We start from the raw sequence: 15,670 nt of genomic DNA on the forward strand, positions 1-15,670 counted from the left end.
TCACAGCTATGCTCCTGCTGTGGCTATAAGCACAAAGAGGTAAAAGACTTAAAGTTGCGTAAATGGGACTGCCCGGAATGTGGAGCACACCATGACCGAGACTTTAACGCAAGCCTGAACATTCTTGCCGAAGGCAAAAGACTTCTTGGGGTGTAATCCTTACACGAACTGTCGGAACGACAGGGTTAGCTTGGTATATTTCTCTTCGATAGAAGGGACTACCCAAGAATCTCGTGACTTTAGTCATGAGAGGTTCAAAAGATTAAAATCCTGATGTTTATCTTGCGCCATTTTGCACCTTCTTATATATACTTGTACACCCGTAATGTTCCAAGCAATCAGTATGTTAGCACAGGTTTTATGAAAATGCAGCAGTTTTTCTGTAATCGCGTGAAAAAGATGTAAACCATCCCTTGGGGAGAGTGCGGGAATATATGTAGATGCTCCTCACCCTAATAGCCGTGATCTCCAAAAACCGGGGTCTCACCTGGAAGCCTTGCCTGGCACAATAGTATCCTCACGGTAACTACAACACGGGAAAGTGCCTACTTCCTATATGGAAAGTAAGGCCCTACAATGATCACAAGCACTTCCCAAAATCAACGAACAAAAAGGAGACTTTATCATAATGAAATTACAATTAGCCTTGGACCTTGTGGATATTGCCGGAGCCAAAGAAGTGGTGGCGCAAGTGGCAGAATATATCGATATCGTGGAAATCGGAACACCTGTAGTCATTAATGAAGGCTTGCACGCGGTAAAAGCCATCAAAGAAGCATTTCCTTCGCTGACCGTTCTCGCCGATCTGAAAATTATGGATGCAGGCGGATATGAAGTGATGAAGGCTGTAGAAGCAGGAGCGGGAATCGTAACTGTGCTGGGAGTGTCCGATGATTCGACGATCCGTGGTGCAGTGGAAGAAGCCAAAAAGACCGGTGCGGAAATCCTGGTCGATCTGATTAATGTGAAGGATCTGAAGGCCAGAGCAGCTGAAGTGGACGCACTGGGCGTAGATTATGTCTGTGTACACTCCGGTTATGACCATCAGGCGGAAGGCAAGAACTCCTTCGAAGATCTGAGAGCGATCAAAAGTGTGGTTAAAAAAGCGAAAACAGCCATCGCAGGCGGCATTAAACTGAGCACGCTCCCTGAAGTCATCGCAGCGCATCCCGACCTTGTAATCGTGGGCGGCGGCATTACCGGAGAAGCCGATCAAAAAGCAGCAGCCGCAGAAATGAAACGTCTTGTAAGTCAGGCGTAAGCTGCGTATGGACACGGTCAATTACGCGCAAGAGATTGTGAACGAGCTACAGCGCTCGGTCTCCCAGTTAGATGCAGCGGAGGCGGAGCAGATGGCCGGGCTGCTGCTGCGCTCGAACAAAGTGTTCGTGGCGGGAGCGGGGAGATCGGGGCTGATGGGCCGGGCATTCGCCATGCGGCTGATGCACGCAGGCAAGGATGCCTATGTGGTCGGCGAGACTGTAACGCCTGGCATTGAACACGGCGATGTGCTGGTGCTTGGCTCCGGATCCGGAGAGACCGGCAGCCTGATTTCCATGGCGAGGAAAGCCAAGTCACTGGATGCAGCCGTTGTGGCGGTGACGATTACGCCGGATTCGACGATTGGAAGACTTGCCGATTATACTGTGAAGCTGCCGGGCTCCCCCAAAGATCAGGCGGGGGACGGCGGCACTATTCAGCCGATGGCCTCTCTCTTTGAACAGACGCTGCTTCTCTTCTATGATGCGGTCATCCTGCGGATGATGGAGTTGACCGGCCAGACGACCGGGCAAATGTTCGGGAAGCATGCGAATTTGGAGTAGCATCCGGAAGCTATAAATAACGCCGCCGTCGCAGGGAAGAATCCCCGGGACGGCGGCGTTTGCTGATAAGAGGGAGAAGAGGGTTGCTACCGTTGCAGCAGGTCCTCCCGGATCGGCGTAAAAACATCCAGCAGAGCGGAGTCTTCTTCCAGAGCGGTAACACCGTGTTTGGCGTTACGGGGTATAGCAATGCTGTTTCCGGCAACCACGGCATATTCCTTCCCGTCAATGCGGAAGATGAAGCTGCCGCGCAGGCAGTAGCTCATCTGTTCATGGGGGTGGCTATGCTCATAGCCCTCGGCTCCTTTGGCAAAATGCACCTCCATCATCATCAGACTGTCTGCTGCATTCAGAATGCACCGCTTTACTCCCGGCTCTGCCGTTTCCCATACTCCAATATTGCTCATTGTCTTGTTCCTCCCTTAGTTCATGTCAGGCTGTACGTCAAAATCCAAACTCACATTTGCCTTATCTGGGCACCAATACATATAACATACCGGCTTCAATAATCAGGGTTTCCTTTCCTGGATCTGCGGCAACAATCTGTCCGCGTCCGCCTAATGCCCTAAGCGGGCCCAACCCGGCCAGGGACGTCTGCTGCGCCCGGGCTGAGCCGTTGACAGCCACGATGAACCAGCCGCCTCCCTGCTGACTCACCTTGTACAGACGAATGCCTGCTTCATTCCTTCCGTCATCCAGCCGCGCAAGCTCCACGCCCGAACTGTCTTCGCCCTGCGGATGCAGGAGCACCAGATAATCGCTTCCCGGCCCGCCGTGGATGCGGAAATGCTGCTGGGCGGCCAGCGGATACGCCCCGCCCACAGCGCCGTCACCGGTGGTGATGACGGCCCCGGTAGGTTCGGCAATCAGCGCGTTCAGGCGCATTCCGCCGAGACAATGCGCGGAGATGGATTGTGCATCCATCTCTGCACCGGTGCTGAGCGTATGCAGATTCCATACGCTGGCAGCTGTGCTGCGGATCTGGTCCCAGACCAGATAAACAGAGAACCCGGCTTTGATGAATACGAAATGTCTGCGGTAATCCGCGGCATACTCATCCGGTATCCAGCTTCTGGTGTAATCCAGCTCCTCAGAGAAGAATACCTCCTCGCAGCTGCTGCACAGCGGACCGTCCCGGAGCCGTCCGTCCGCGTCAACGAACTGGACCACATTGTGGGCCGCGCCGGATACGAACCAGTGCCGGTCTCCGTTATAATAACCTCCGGTGCCGGAATCCAGCGTCAGCGGAACCGAATCGGCCCAGATGGAGAACTGCCCCTCGTCATGATGCGCATGATAGGTGAGCGGCGAAGCCTCATAGATGGCATAGTATGCGTGCTCCGGCTGGTCCTGGCCGCTGCGGAAAATAACATAACCCACCTCCGGATAATAGGCGGACCGCATCTCCGGTTCAATCTCCGGCAAGTCATCACGTGGATACAGCAGCGCGACCAGCGGACACGGGTAGGCGCCGGTATCCTGGATCGGCTCGCCGCCGCGCCGCCAGGTCCAGATCATTTCTCCGGTGAGCTGCGGGTCCGGCCCTGAATAAAAGGGAGCGGCGTAGGCCAGGAGGCGGAACCACAGCTCATGCACGTTGGCATCACCAACCGCCGGCGTCAAGAGACGGGGAGGGGCGGAAGCACCGCCCTGAATGCGGTCATGGGTTACGGCTGTGCCGATCAGGAACCGGTACATGCCTTTGACCTTGTTATGCTGGAAGTAATCCACCCCCTTCAATCGCTTCAGCAGCGCAAAAAAGAGGAAGTAACGATGCAGCACCGCCCCGTGATACCGGATATTCTCCGGCCAGGCGCCATCCCCGTCCACCACATGCTCAAGCTGCCATTCAATAACAGAGCAGGCGTGCTTCAAATATTCAGCCGCGTGGGCTTCTTGCGGGAACAGCAACGCATACACGCCTAGTCCTGTAGCCCGGTCCGCATTCCAATTGCTGCGTTTGCCGCCCTTCTCATCGGGGAATTGGGTCAGATCATAGCGGTAATAGCCTGTATCCATCATCATGGCGGCGATATACCGGAAGTTCTCCAGAATTAGCGCCTGTTCCTCTGGGTTCAACTGCCCGGAAGCGGCGATTTGGTCGTAGATGACCGAGGTGACCGCAAGCCCCCTGCCGATATGCACCGCTCCATAGGTATCGTCGTCATGCCAGCCATCCCGTTTGAACAGATCCATGCCCTGGCGCATATCTGCGAGGATATAGGCCAGTTTGCGTACACAGCGTTCGGCGCAGCTTCGGTCGCCTGAAATCATGTATACATTGGCATCCGCACCGGCGGCCTCCAGCAGATAGGACCAGTTGGTAGGTGTAGGCCGGTTAAAGAGCGGAGAGTAAAGAACATCTCCCAAAGGCTGCTCCGCTTCATTCAGGAAGGTCACCCCGGCCCTGATTCCGCCGGAGAGAGGGGCTGCCAGACTGAGGGCTGTCTGCACCGCGTAATGCTCTCCGGCCCGGGCGGGCACAGCTGCACCGAAATGCAGCAGGGTACCGGCTGCTTCAGCAGGGTGGCGGATCAAGAGGCACTGGGCGGCCGGAGCCTCTCCGCCGGAAGCGGGAGGGGTAGCTCCGGAAGGCTGCAGCGCTGCCAGCCCCGCCGTTAAAGGCAACAGCTGAACCTTAGCTTGTGTATCCGCTTCCAGAAGCCGGCCTGCCAGGCCTTGCTCAAAGCTTGCGCCTTCCAGGACAACCGGCAGGCCCCGCTGCGAATGGCTGAGCTTGATCCAGCCAATTCTAGCCTCGCCGGCCCCCTGAATATGGACCCTCAGCTGTACATAAGCGGTACCCGGCGGCGTCTCAAAGACAAAGGGGTCGACCCGGAAGGCGCCGAGTGCTTCCAGCGGGGCGCTTAATTCATCCACGGCAAATTGCTCTGCAAGTTTCTGCTGTCGTGAATATTCCTTCATTAATGCGGGAGTGCGCTGAACCCGGCTGCGGATGGCTGCGAGCTCTTCCTGATTATAGCAGCCGAAAGGCCGGATCTGTTCATCGCCGTGTGGTAAATTCATAGGCTTCACGAACCTCCTTATTGTTCACCTGAGGTGGGGGCATGGTTTCTTTCTTCACTAAGTATAGCCCGGGCACACCCGGGGGAGGGATGGGTAAACGATTGAAGCAAAGGGGACAAAGCAACTGAAAAAGTGAGTTTCTCCCCCCCAGCTCAGTCGGTTTCTCCCTAACGGATTCCTTCCGGCGGTTCTATCATTAGAGACAAGCAAGCTTAGAATAAAGACAGGAGGCACACAGATGAATAATGAGAGACGGCAGATCCATGCATGGGCCTTTATTGCCCCAAGTTTGATTTTGACGCTGATTTTTGGGGTCTATCCCATTGTGTGGGCTTTGAAGTACATGTTCTATGATTATCAAGGCTTCGGTGAACCCTTGTTCGTCGGTCTGGATAATTTCGCAAGGCTGTTCCGCGACAAGGAATTTTGGCATTCGGTGGTCAACACCTTTGTCTACGCCGGAGGCAAGCTGCTGGTGACTTTGCCGCTGTCGTTCCTGCTGGCGGTCGTGCTCAACCGTGCCCTAAAGGGTCGGCAGCTTTTACGGGCGATTTATTTCCTGCCAACCGTTGTCAGCGCTTCCGTAATGGCGATTGTGTTCTATGTCATTTTCAACTCCTATAACGGCATGGTGAATCAGCTCCTGGTACAATACGGCATCGTATCCGCGCCCATCGATTGGCTGGGTCCCAAATACGCACTGCTGACGGCGATTATTATCGCCATATGGGGAGCGGTGGGCAACTATATGCTGCTCTTTATTGCCGGGTTGCAGAATATCCCCGAGGATCTGTATGAGGCGGCCTCCCTGGATGGAGCGGGCCCCTTCCGGAAGATGTGGAATATCACTGTACCCATGCTTGGTCCCGTGCTGCAAATGATTATTATGCTGGCAATTACCGTGTCCCTGAAAGGATATGAGAGCATTATGGTGCTTACGGAAGGTGGGCCTTACGGCAAAACGGAGGTCATGTACCTCTATCTGTATAAACTGTTCTTCCCGGTATCCAGCGGCGGTTCCAGCATCCAGCAGTTTGGCTACGGGAGTGCAGTGGGCTTTGCTACGGCGGTTATTGTCGGCTTCATCACGCTGATCTATTTCTATATGTCCAAGAAGCTTAATGAAATTTATTAAAAGAGAGGAGAATGACAGAATGAGTACGGTGCATCAGGCAGCAGGTACAGCCGCTGCGTCAGCCGGACAAGCAGCCAAGCTGCGGAGAGGACTTTCCCGGACACTTTTGTGGATTTTTCTGCTGGCAGTGGCAGCTTTGGCGCTATTCCCGATTATTCTGGCCTTTTTCGGATCGCTCAAGAGCAATTTGGAATTAAGCACGGGAACAACCCTGTTCCCCAAGGAGTGGAAATTCGATAACTACACCCAGGCCTGGAATTCAGCCAACTTTGCCCGGTTTACGTGGAACAGTGTGTTTATCAGCTTTTTTACTACAGTTGGTACCCTGCTGATCGGCACAATGGCCGCTTATGCAGTAGCCCGGGTTGATTTTCGCGGAAAAAGGTTCTATGTTGTGCTTCAATCCTGCACATTGTTCATCTCTATCGGCGCTGTGGTGCTGAGACCGCAATTTGATCTCATGGTTGCCCTCGGCCTGCAAAAATCACTCTGGGGTGTCATAATAATTCTGATCAGCGCCCATGCCACGGCATTTTTTATGCTGATCGGCTTTGTCCGTGCCATTCCGAAGGAATTGGATGAAGCCGCCTTCATTGACGGCTGTAACTTCTATAGCGTATACTTTCGTGTTATCTTGCCGCTGTTGACCCCGGCCCTGGGCGTTACGGCGCTCTGGACTTTCCGCGGGGCATGGAACGAATATATTTTGCCGCTGGTATTCACTATGACGCAGCCGGCGCTGCAGACCTTGACGGTCGGCTTGGCCGGATTGAAATACGGTGTCGGGGATGCGGCGCAGCCTCAATTAATGCTGGCCGGGGCTTGTCTGTCGATTCTGCCGATGCTCATTGTGTATATTTTCGCCAATAAATCGTTTATGCAGATGACGGCCGGCTCGGTGAAGGGCTGATCCAGTCCCAGGCGGTTATGGCAGAAGGGGCGGGCGGCTACTTTACGAAAGGTGCTGTGCTATGCTGAAATCGTGGATTTACCGGACCTCGCTGAAGAAAAGAATATGGATTTCTTTTGCCGCTTTGACCGTATTTTGCATCGCTGTTACCGGCGTAGGGGCTTATATGATTGCCTCGCGGGCTATGGAGCGCAATTCTATCACGCTGAATCAGAATGTGCTTCATCAATCGGTCAATGTGCTGGACCAGAAGCTGAAGCAGATTATTGTAGCGTCCTCCACAATGATGCTGAGTGAAACCTATAAGCAGACGATCCGTGACATTCAGGCCGATAACCGCGATCGTTACTTCGCCAATTTCTCTCTGCTGCAGACTCCGTTCACACAGGCGGCGTTGACAGAGAATTCCATAGATTCGATTCTGATCAGTACACCGGCAGGGGAATTCTACTCTATCGACAAGATCCGCAAGACCGGTGTCCCTTTTAATGAAACCTCACTGTTCAAGCGCATCAAGGAGAATCCGGAAGCCAACTGGGTGGAGAGCCACCGGGATGAGCTGTTTGTGGGCAATAATCAGGTGATCTCCCTGCTGCTGGAGCCTTTGACAGAGAATTATGTCCCGGATGTATTTCTGGCGGTCAACGTCAAAGAACACCTGCTGGAGGAAACCGTCAGCGGCGGGTCGGACCACGGCTCCGCGCGTTTCCTGCTGATCAATAAGTCCGGGGCTAGCGTGTTTGGTGACCAAAGACGTCCCGAGTGGACACGTTCGCCTGAATTTGTAAAGCTGCTGGAAGAAGGAACAGGGAATTTTGAATACACCACCAGCGAAGGGCCCATGCTGGTCAGCTACGGCAAGTCGAGCTATGCCTCGGACTGGGTGCTGGTCAGCTACCTGTCCAAGGAGCGGCTGCTGCAGCCGGTCCGCAATATCCAGTGGCTGGTGCTGCTGATTATGGCAGGCTGCATCGTGCTTGCGCTGCTGCTGGCAAGATTTCTGTCCATACTTCTGCTGGGTCCGCTGCTCAAGCTGCAGAAGACGATGAAGCGGGTGGAGCAGGAGGATCTGGAAGCGCGTTTTGAAAGCCCGTTTCAGGATGAGATTGGCGAGGCGGGCCGGAAGTTCAACCAGATGCTGGACCGGATCGGAGAGCTGATCGGAGAAGTCAAGGATACGGAGAAGGAAAAAAGAAAAGCGGAGATTAAGGCGCTTCAGGCCCAAATCGATCCTCACTTTTTATATAACACGCTTAATACAATTTTCTGGAAATGTGAGATGGATGAATACGGGGATGTGAAGGAAATGGTGATTTCCTTATCGGCCCTTTTCCGGCTGGGCCTGAACAACGGGCAGGAGATTACGACGCTTGAAAAGGAGCTTGAGCATGTCCGGCAGTATTTGAACCTCCAGCAGCAATGTTACGAAGGTTTGTTTGAATATACCATTACGGCTGCTCCCGGACTGCTGCCGCTTCCGGTGCTTAAGATTCTGATCCAGCCTTTGGTAGAGAACTCTATTCTGCACGGACTTAAAGAGAAACGGGAGCGGGGGATCATCAGCATTGCTGCGGCAGTGGAGGAGGAACGGCTCCTGATCCGTGTAACCGATAACGGAACAGGTATGGATGCGGATGCGCTGAACACCAGGCTCAGGGAGTCCGCGGGAAGCGGCGGTTACGCCTTGTCCAATATTTGCAGCCGTCTGCAGTTGTATTACGGCAGCGAGGCTGCCTTGATTTTCCGCAGCCGTCCCGGCGAAGGGGCGGAAGCAACGCTAATCATCCCACTCGAAAGAGGGATAAGCCATGATCAGTGAACAAGCTATCAAGATATGTATCATCGATGATATCCCTGCGGTCGTCCGCGGGTTGTCTATGCGCCTCCCGTGGGAGCAGCACGGCATCGTCGTAGCCGGAACAGCAAGCAATGGCGAAGAGGGGCTGGAGATCATCCGGCAGCATCAGCCTGATCTCGTCTTGACCGATATCCGTATGCCTTTTGTAGACGGCCTGGAGATGATGCGGGCTATTCTGGAGGAACAGCCGGGGATGAAGCTGATCTTTCTCAGCGGATATACCGACTTTGCTTATGCACAGGAGGCCGTGAAGCTGGGCGCCTTCGATTTTATTGTGAAGCCGTTCACCCCGGACCAGGTGCTTGCATCCGTTCTGAAGGCCAAGGAAGTGTTGATCCGGGAACGCTGCCAAGCGGAGTACACGCGGGGCATGGAGCAGAAGCTGCGGGAGAGCCTGCCCTTCCTGCGGCAGGAATACATGCGGCTGCTGATCCGCTACGGCACCCAGCAGCAGAAGCAAGGGCAGCAGTGGGACTTCTTCGGCATTGAGATGGAGAGCCGGAATTTCTATGTTCTGGTTGCTGAAATGGACTTCTTCGCAGAGCGGACGGCTGAACTCCCGGTGAATGAAGTGGAGCTGATCCGGTTTGCTGTGCAGAACATTTTGCAGGAGACAATATCAGGTTATACGCATGGCATCGTATTCCGCGAGAATGTGAATCAGTTTGTGCTGGTTATCAACCCCTCCAAGGACATGGATGCAGAGCAGCTGGCGGAACGCTGCAGGGAGAATGTATGCAAATATTCCTATCAGAGTGTCTCCATCGGACTTGGCGGAGAGGTGAAAGAGACGGCGCAGCTGGCAGTTTCCTATGCCCAGGCGCTGTCGGCGCTGGCCCATACCTTTCTGACCGGAGGCAACAGTGTATATCGCTATGAGGAAGGCGGACATCTGGATTCGGCGATGCCCCGGTATTCCTACGAGAAGGAGAAGGAGTTGCTGTATTGTCTGCGGTCGGCCAATCTGCCCAAGGCGGAGGAGCAGCTGGAGAGCATCTGGGGCGAATGGCTCGCATCCCATGTGCGTCCTGATCCTGTGATGGTGAGGACGTTGAGTCTGGAGCTGGCCCATTCCATTCACCGTGTATTTACAGAGAAGGCATCGGACCCGGAAGTACAGGAGCTGGAGAAAAAGCTGGCGGATATGAACCATGCAGCTTCGTTTGAAGAGCTGCGCGGCAGAATCCGCGATTTCTGCCGGCAAGGCTGCAATTATTTGCAGATCCGGCAGTTTAGCGACGCCCGTGTTTTGGTGGAACGGGCCATTACGCATATCAACAGCCATCTGCACGAGAATCTGTCCGTCGCCGATTGCGCGCGGGCGGTCCACCTCAGTCCCAGCTATTTTTCCAACCTGTTCAAGAAAGAGGTAGGCATGACACTGGCCCAATATATTATCGGCAGACGGATGGAGAAGGCCAAGGAACTGGTGCTGGAAGGCATGCAGGTTCAGGATATTGCCGTCTCCCTGGGGTATGAGGACCGTCCCTATTTTACCGAATTGTTCAAAAAATACACGGGTATGACGCCGACCGATTTCCGTTCCAAATATACTTCACCGCCCCAAGGTTGATACAGTGATTTCCTCTCCCCTGAATAGTTGTTTTCTCCTTCACCTTAAGGACAACCTTCATTTTATAATTTTGATAGGAAATGAAGGCGATTACAAGATAGAAAAGGGAGGCAATATTGATGAGAATAAAAAAATGGCTGTTGGCGGGATCATCCCTGCTATTGGTCGGGTCGCTTGCGGCTTGTTCCTCAACCGGAGAAGAGACGGAGACCGCTGCAGGCAATGGTGCCGCAGAGAAAACAAAACTGGTGTACTGGACCATTGATCGTCACGATTCTGATTTTATCGAGCAGAAGATCAGCGACTATGAAGCACAGCATACGGATATCGACATTGAGCTCAAGGTGATGGCCGACAATTATACACAATCTGTTGATATTGCTTTTGCCAGCAATCAGGCTCCGGACATCCTGCGTGTCGATGCGTCCAACGTGCCTACCTGGGTCAAAAAAGGGTATCTGGAGCCTTTCGACAGCCACATGACACCTGAAATGAAAGAGAATTTCAAAAAAGTGCTGATCGAGGAAAAAAATATGGTCGACGGCAAAGTGTACACCCTCCCGAATATCGGCCAGTTCTGGCGGCTGATCTATAATGTCGACCTGTTTGAAAAAGCGGGCATTCAGGAGCCGCCGAAAACGATCGACGAAATGGTCGCTGCCGCCAAAAAAATTACCGAGGTCGGCAAGGAAACCGGCGCTTACGGTTTTGCCGGCAACTTCAAAAGTGCCAGCGGGTTCGAACGGATTGCTTATCCGATTACTACACTGAGCAAAAATGTGGGCAATGAAGGCTTTAATTTTCAGACAGGACAATTTGATTTTGGCATGTACAAGGAAGTAGCCGAGGCTCTCCACCAAATCAAAACGGATGGAAGTATGCTGCCGGGTTCGGAATCGCTGGATATTGATCCGCTGAGAGCCCAGTTTGCCCAAGGTAAAATCGGCATGTATTTCAACCATTCTGTGGAGCCGAGTGTGTTCAAGACCCAGTTCCCGACCGAAATCCGCTGGGCGGCGGCAACGCCTCCAACCGTGGATGGACAGAAAAATGGTGCGATTCAGGTTATTGCCGGCAGCTACCTGGCGATGAGCAAGGATTCGGCTCAAAAGGAACAGGCCTGGAAGTTTATTGAATGGATGTACAGTGATGAGATACAGACTGCCTATCAGGAAGGCGGTTATGGCGTGTCGGTTATTCCGTCGGTTGCCGCTGTAGCCAAAGCTCCGGACATTCCCGGCATTGAGCACTTCCTGCCAACGGCGGATGACGGTATTTATCCGGCCACACCGCTGGTGATTACCGAAGGTCGACTGGAAGGGACAAAGAAGGTGGACGTATTCAACCGCTATATTTTTGACGGCGGAGATTTGGACAAGGAGATTGCCGATCTGAATACACGTTACAATGCTGCACTGGATAAAGCCAAAGCTGCGGGAGATACCGCCATTGAAGCGCAGCCTGATTTCAATGCCGGGGCTCTGCAAGGTTCTCTGGTTGCCAAATAATCATAAGCCGAACAAGACCGCCCAACTTCACCACGTTGCGGCGGTTTTACGGTTTATATCAGGGAGAATTGCAAATAGTAGTAAAACATGCGAGCCATCTGCTGCCTGGCTTGATGTGCGGCCCGGGTGTATTGTGTAGTATCATAAAGGGTGAGAGGGGGCCGTTCAAGTATGGCGACAGAGATTAAGGACCGCATTAACCTGAAAGAAATCAACTGCGAGAAGGAGCTTACCCTTGCCGTAATCGGCGGGAAATGGAAGTTGATTATTCTCTGGCATCTCGGCCTGGAAGGGACCAAACGCTTCAGTGAGCTGAAGAAGCTGATTCCCCACATCACACAAAAGATGCTGACCAACCAGCTGCGTGAACTGGAAGAGGATCAGCTTGTACTCCGCAAGGTGTATGCCGAGGTTCCGCCCAAAGTGGAATATTCGTTGACCGAATATGGCCAGAGTCTGCTGCCTGTCCTGCGCATGATGTATGATTGGGGCAAAAATTATGGGGAAAAGGTCATCTGGAAGAATCAAGAGCAAGTCCAGATCTGCGAGGACAGCTCCGTAAGATAAGCATAAATATAAAGAATGTGGAGGGTTTTGCCGATATGTCCAAACAAGATTATAGCTCATTACTGGAGACTTTCCGTTTTGCTAACGGGACCGCTTTGAAGAACCGTGTGGTGATGGCTCCGATGACCAACTTTGCCTCAAACCCGGATGGAACGGTATCGGATGCAGAGCTGGCCTATTATACCCGCCGTTCCGGCGGTGCGGGAATGGTTATTACAGCCTGCGTGTATGTGACGGCCGGCGGCAAAGGGTTCCAGGGTGAATTTGGCGCGGACAAGGATGAACTGATTCCCAGCTTGCGCCAGTTGGCCGAAGCGATCAAGGCACAGGGAGCCAAAGCCATCCTGCAAATCTTTCATGGCGGCCGCCAGTGTCCGCCGGAGCTGCTGCCGGACGGTCAGACGGTTAGTGCCAGTGCCGTTCCGGCTGAGCTGCCGAACGGGGGCCGGGGCCCGGTGCCGCGTGCTCTGGATGAAGCGGAAATCACTGCTATTATCGCGGATTTCGGCAGTGCGACCCGCCGGGCTATCGAGGCGGGTTTCGACGGTGTTGAAATTCATGGCGCCAACGGATATCTGTTGCAGCAGTTTTTCTCGCCCCATTCCAATATCCGCGAAGACCGCTGGGGCGGAAGCCTGGAGAAACGCCTGACCTTCCCGCTTGCAGTTGTAGAAGAAGTGAACCGGGCCGTCAAGGAGCATGCCGCTCCTTCGTTCCTCGTCGGCTACCGCTTCTCGCCGGAAGAGCCGGAAACACCGGGCATAACCATGGCTGAGACTCTTGCGCTAATAGATGCGCTCAGTTCCGGAGGACGGCTGGATTATTTGCACGTATCCCTGCAGGAGTTCTGGTCGCTGCCGCGCCGGGGAACCGAAGACACCCGGCCGCGGATTGAGCAGATTGTAGACCGGGTTGCGGGCAGGCTGCCAGTCATTGGTGTGGGTTCACTCTACAGCGCGGAGGATGCACTCAAGGCGCTGGACAGCGGCGTAGATCTGATTGCCCTGGGGCGTCCGCTGCTGATTGACCCCGACTGGGTGCAAAAGGTGGCGGAAGACCGTGCAGCGGAGATTGATACTGAGCTGGACCCTGCGGCGCAGGAAAGACTTGTGATCCCCGACTATCTCTGGGGTGCGCTGACTCATACGCCGGGTTGGGTGCCGATAAAAGCCTGATCTCTCTTTAGCCGCCTGATCTGGAGAAGGTTTTAACCATCCTAAAGAACCCTGATGGAAAGGAAATATCCATCAGGGTTCTTTATTGAATTTAGCTAGAACTACAGATTAAGCCTTCTGTTCGAACAGCTTGGCAATCTCCGTAATGACCTGAACAGATTTCACCATGTTGTCGGCCGAGGCATATTCGAATTTGCCGTGAAAATTCTCGCCTCCGGTAAATATATTCGGTGTTGGCAGTCCCATATATGACAGCTGCGACCCGTCGGTGCCGCCGCGGATCGGGCGGATAACAGGCGTGATCCCCAGGCCCGACATCGCCTCATGGGCAATGTCGACGATGTGGCGGACGGGTTCGATTTTTTCGCGCATGTTGTAATATTGGTCTTTGAGCTCAAGCACAATGTTCTCTTTACCGTAGGTCAGTTTGAATTCCTCTACAATCGCAGTTAGATGAGCTTTGCGTTGTTCGAACTGCGTGCGGTCGAAATCGCGGATAATATATTGCAGCGTGCTCTGCTCGGCCGTACCCTGCATGGAGATCAGATGGTAGAAACCTTCATAGCCTTCTGTAAATTCCGGAGCCTCCCCTGCGGGGAGCCTTTGATGCAGAGCCATGGCAATTTTGGCGGAGTGAACCATTTTGTCTTTGGCTGTGCCGGGGTGCACATTTACCCCATGAACTATGATTTTGGCTGCGGCAGCATTGAAGCTTTCATATTCCAGTTCACCAAGCGGACCTCCGTCTACGGTATAGGCATAGGACGCCCCGAATGCGGCCACATCGAATTTATGGGGGCCACGTCCGATCTCCTCGTCGGGAGTAAAGGCCACTCTGATTCTGCCGTGTTTGATTTCGGGATGCTGAAGCAAATAGTTCATGGCTGTCATAATCTCGGCAATACCGGCTTTGTTGTCCGCCCCGAGCAAGGTGGTGCCGTCGGTGGTAATCAGCGTGTGCCCCCGGTAGTTCTCGAGCTCAGGGAAGTTTTGGACAGACAATACTATATTTAATTCTTTGTTCAAAAGAATATCGCCGCCCCCATAGTTCTCTACAATCTGCGGCTTGACATCCTTGCCGGTAAAATCGGTTGCGGTATCCAGATGCGCCAGGAATCCGATGGTGGGCACGTCCTTCTCCGAGTTGGATGGCAGGGTAGCCATAACGTATCCGTGCTTGTCCACTGTAATCTCTTCCATCCCTATGCTGCCCAGTTCTTCGGCAAGCTTGCGGGCCAGCACCATCTGGCCGGGTGTGGAGGGACAGTCCTCATTGCTCTCATTCGATTGAGTATCCATACGGGCATAGGATATAAAACGCTCTATAACTTCTTGCTTCAACGTGCCTCAGCTCCTCTTTAACGTCATGTACCTATAGTATCACGATCCTTGCGAGGTCTCATCCCTACAAAGGGAATATAGGGGAGGCGGACTATTCGGACTTCTCTTCCGGGGAGTCCCGGCTAATTAAAGTTGCGGAGAGCAGATAGCGGTCAGGTGCCGAACCGACATAGGAAAAAGGGTAGCAGGTAATCAGGGTAAGTGTGGCTTCACGGCTGGCTTGAATGGCTCCCCGTTCCTTGGCGTCTACAATGGTGCTGCCGGTGACCTCGTATACAAATCTTCCGTTTGCAGTCTCCAGTTCAATCCGGTCTTTTGCGCGGAGTTCTCCCAAGCGGCGGAATACCGTGTCGCGGTGTCCAGCCAGCACACTGTTGCCGCTGGTCCCTATTGCTGCGCTTCCTATGGAATGGCCAGCCCCTTTCTTTAACTGCGGACTTTCCGTGCCTTCAAGAATGGCCGCCTTTTTATTCAACGACGGGAAAAAAATCTTGCCGATGATTTCACCCTCCACATAGGAGGGTGTAGTCGTTTGTCCGGGATATTCAGCCATCATGTCAGCGGGCAGGGGATGTTCTTCAGCCCCGGGTGGACGTGCTGAGGCTTCCTCCCTCTTTTTGTCCCAATCCTTAAGGGCCTGGCGGGCTTCGAGGGGGGCTTTCACCACCTGGACTACAGAGTAGACCAGAACAGACAAAGAGAGTACAAAGATTAGTCTTACGGCAAGAACCATACCGGGACGTCTCTTCATAC

General features: G+C 53.6%; 14 protein-coding genes. 10 read left to right on the forward strand and 4 right to left on the reverse strand.

The window, feature by feature from the left end:
* The 3 genes from IEY53_RS23265 to hxlB all read left to right on the forward strand — a co-directional run.
* Positions 1-156, forward strand: a 156-nt coding sequence (locus IEY53_RS23265; protein WP_189029293.1) for a zinc ribbon domain-containing protein, incomplete at its 5' end; no start/stop codon positions are given.
* A gap of 472 nt (positions 157-628) precedes the next feature.
* Complete coding sequence (gene hxlA / locus IEY53_RS23270) at positions 629-1,261, forward strand: 3-hexulose-6-phosphate synthase (RefSeq protein ID WP_189029295.1); 633 nt, start codon at positions 629-631, stop codon at positions 1,259-1,261.
* A 7-nt stretch (positions 1,262-1,268) separates the two neighbouring features.
* A complete protein-coding gene (hxlB, locus tag IEY53_RS23275; protein WP_189029297.1) occupies positions 1,269-1,823 on the forward strand; it encodes a 6-phospho-3-hexuloisomerase in 555 nt (184 codons plus the stop codon).
* Between the two features lie 86 nt (positions 1,824-1,909).
* Here the strand turns inward: hxlB and IEY53_RS23280 are convergent, their stop codons facing one another.
* Positions 1,910-2,230: a cupin domain-containing protein gene (locus tag IEY53_RS23280; RefSeq protein ID WP_189029299.1), complete on the reverse strand. Its 321-nt coding sequence runs from the start codon at positions 2,228-2,230 to the stop codon at positions 1,910-1,912.
* Positions 2,231-2,291: 61 nt separating this feature from the next.
* The gene (locus IEY53_RS23285; protein ID WP_189029301.1) at positions 2,292-4,850 is read right to left on the reverse strand and encodes a heparinase II/III domain-containing protein; all 2,559 of its coding nucleotides are present in this window, start codon (positions 4,848-4,850) and stop codon (positions 2,292-2,294) included.
* A gap of 238 nt (positions 4,851-5,088) precedes the next feature.
* Between IEY53_RS23285 and IEY53_RS23290 the strand changes: the two genes are divergently transcribed.
* From IEY53_RS23290 to IEY53_RS23320, 7 genes are all read left to right on the forward strand, one after another.
* Positions 5,089-5,985 (forward strand): carbohydrate ABC transporter permease, encoded by an 897-nt coding sequence (locus IEY53_RS23290; protein ID WP_189029303.1) that lies wholly within the window; start codon positions 5,089-5,091, stop codon positions 5,983-5,985.
* A gap of 19 nt (positions 5,986-6,004) precedes the next feature.
* The gene (locus IEY53_RS23295) at positions 6,005-6,895 is read left to right on the forward strand and encodes a carbohydrate ABC transporter permease (protein ID WP_189029305.1); all 891 of its coding nucleotides are present in this window, start codon (positions 6,005-6,007) and stop codon (positions 6,893-6,895) included.
* Between the two features lie 61 nt (positions 6,896-6,956).
* Complete coding sequence (locus tag IEY53_RS23300; protein ID WP_189029307.1) at positions 6,957-8,714, forward strand: sensor histidine kinase; 1,758 nt, start codon at positions 6,957-6,959, stop codon at positions 8,712-8,714.
* On the forward strand, positions 8,704-10,326 hold the full coding sequence (locus tag IEY53_RS23305) for a response regulator (protein WP_189029309.1): 1,623 nt from the start codon (positions 8,704-8,706) through the stop codon (positions 10,324-10,326). Before IEY53_RS23300 ends, IEY53_RS23305 begins: the two co-directional genes overlap by 11 nt.
* Positions 10,327-10,445: 119 nt before the next feature.
* The gene (locus tag IEY53_RS23310) at positions 10,446-11,834 is read left to right on the forward strand and encodes an ABC transporter substrate-binding protein (RefSeq protein ID WP_189029311.1); all 1,389 of its coding nucleotides are present in this window, start codon (positions 10,446-10,448) and stop codon (positions 11,832-11,834) included.
* 171 nt (positions 11,835-12,005) lie between these two features.
* Positions 12,006-12,401, forward strand: coding sequence for a winged helix-turn-helix transcriptional regulator (locus tag IEY53_RS23315; RefSeq protein ID WP_189029313.1), 396 nt, complete (start codon positions 12,006-12,008; stop codon positions 12,399-12,401).
* A 35-nt stretch (positions 12,402-12,436) separates the two neighbouring features.
* On the forward strand, positions 12,437-13,576 hold the full coding sequence (locus tag IEY53_RS23320) for an NADH-dependent flavin oxidoreductase (RefSeq protein ID WP_189029315.1): 1,140 nt from the start codon (positions 12,437-12,439) through the stop codon (positions 13,574-13,576).
* A 108-nt stretch (positions 13,577-13,684) separates the two neighbouring features.
* Here the strand turns inward: IEY53_RS23320 and pepT are convergent, their stop codons facing one another.
* Together pepT and srtD are read right to left on the reverse strand one after the other, a co-directional pair.
* A complete protein-coding gene (gene pepT, locus IEY53_RS23325) occupies positions 13,685-14,917 on the reverse strand; it encodes a peptidase T (protein ID WP_189029317.1) in 1,233 nt (410 codons plus the stop codon).
* A 91-nt stretch (positions 14,918-15,008) separates the two neighbouring features.
* The gene (srtD, locus tag IEY53_RS23330) at positions 15,009-15,668 is read right to left on the reverse strand and encodes a class D sortase, LPxTATN-specific (RefSeq protein WP_189029319.1); all 660 of its coding nucleotides are present in this window, start codon (positions 15,666-15,668) and stop codon (positions 15,009-15,011) included.
* Between the last annotated feature and the right edge of the window lie 2 nt (positions 15,669-15,670).

It is taken from the genome of Paenibacillus albidus (assembly GCF_014644435.1).
Taxonomy (GTDB): domain Bacteria; phylum Bacillota; class Bacilli; order Paenibacillales; family Paenibacillaceae; genus Paenibacillus_AQ; species Paenibacillus_AQ albidus.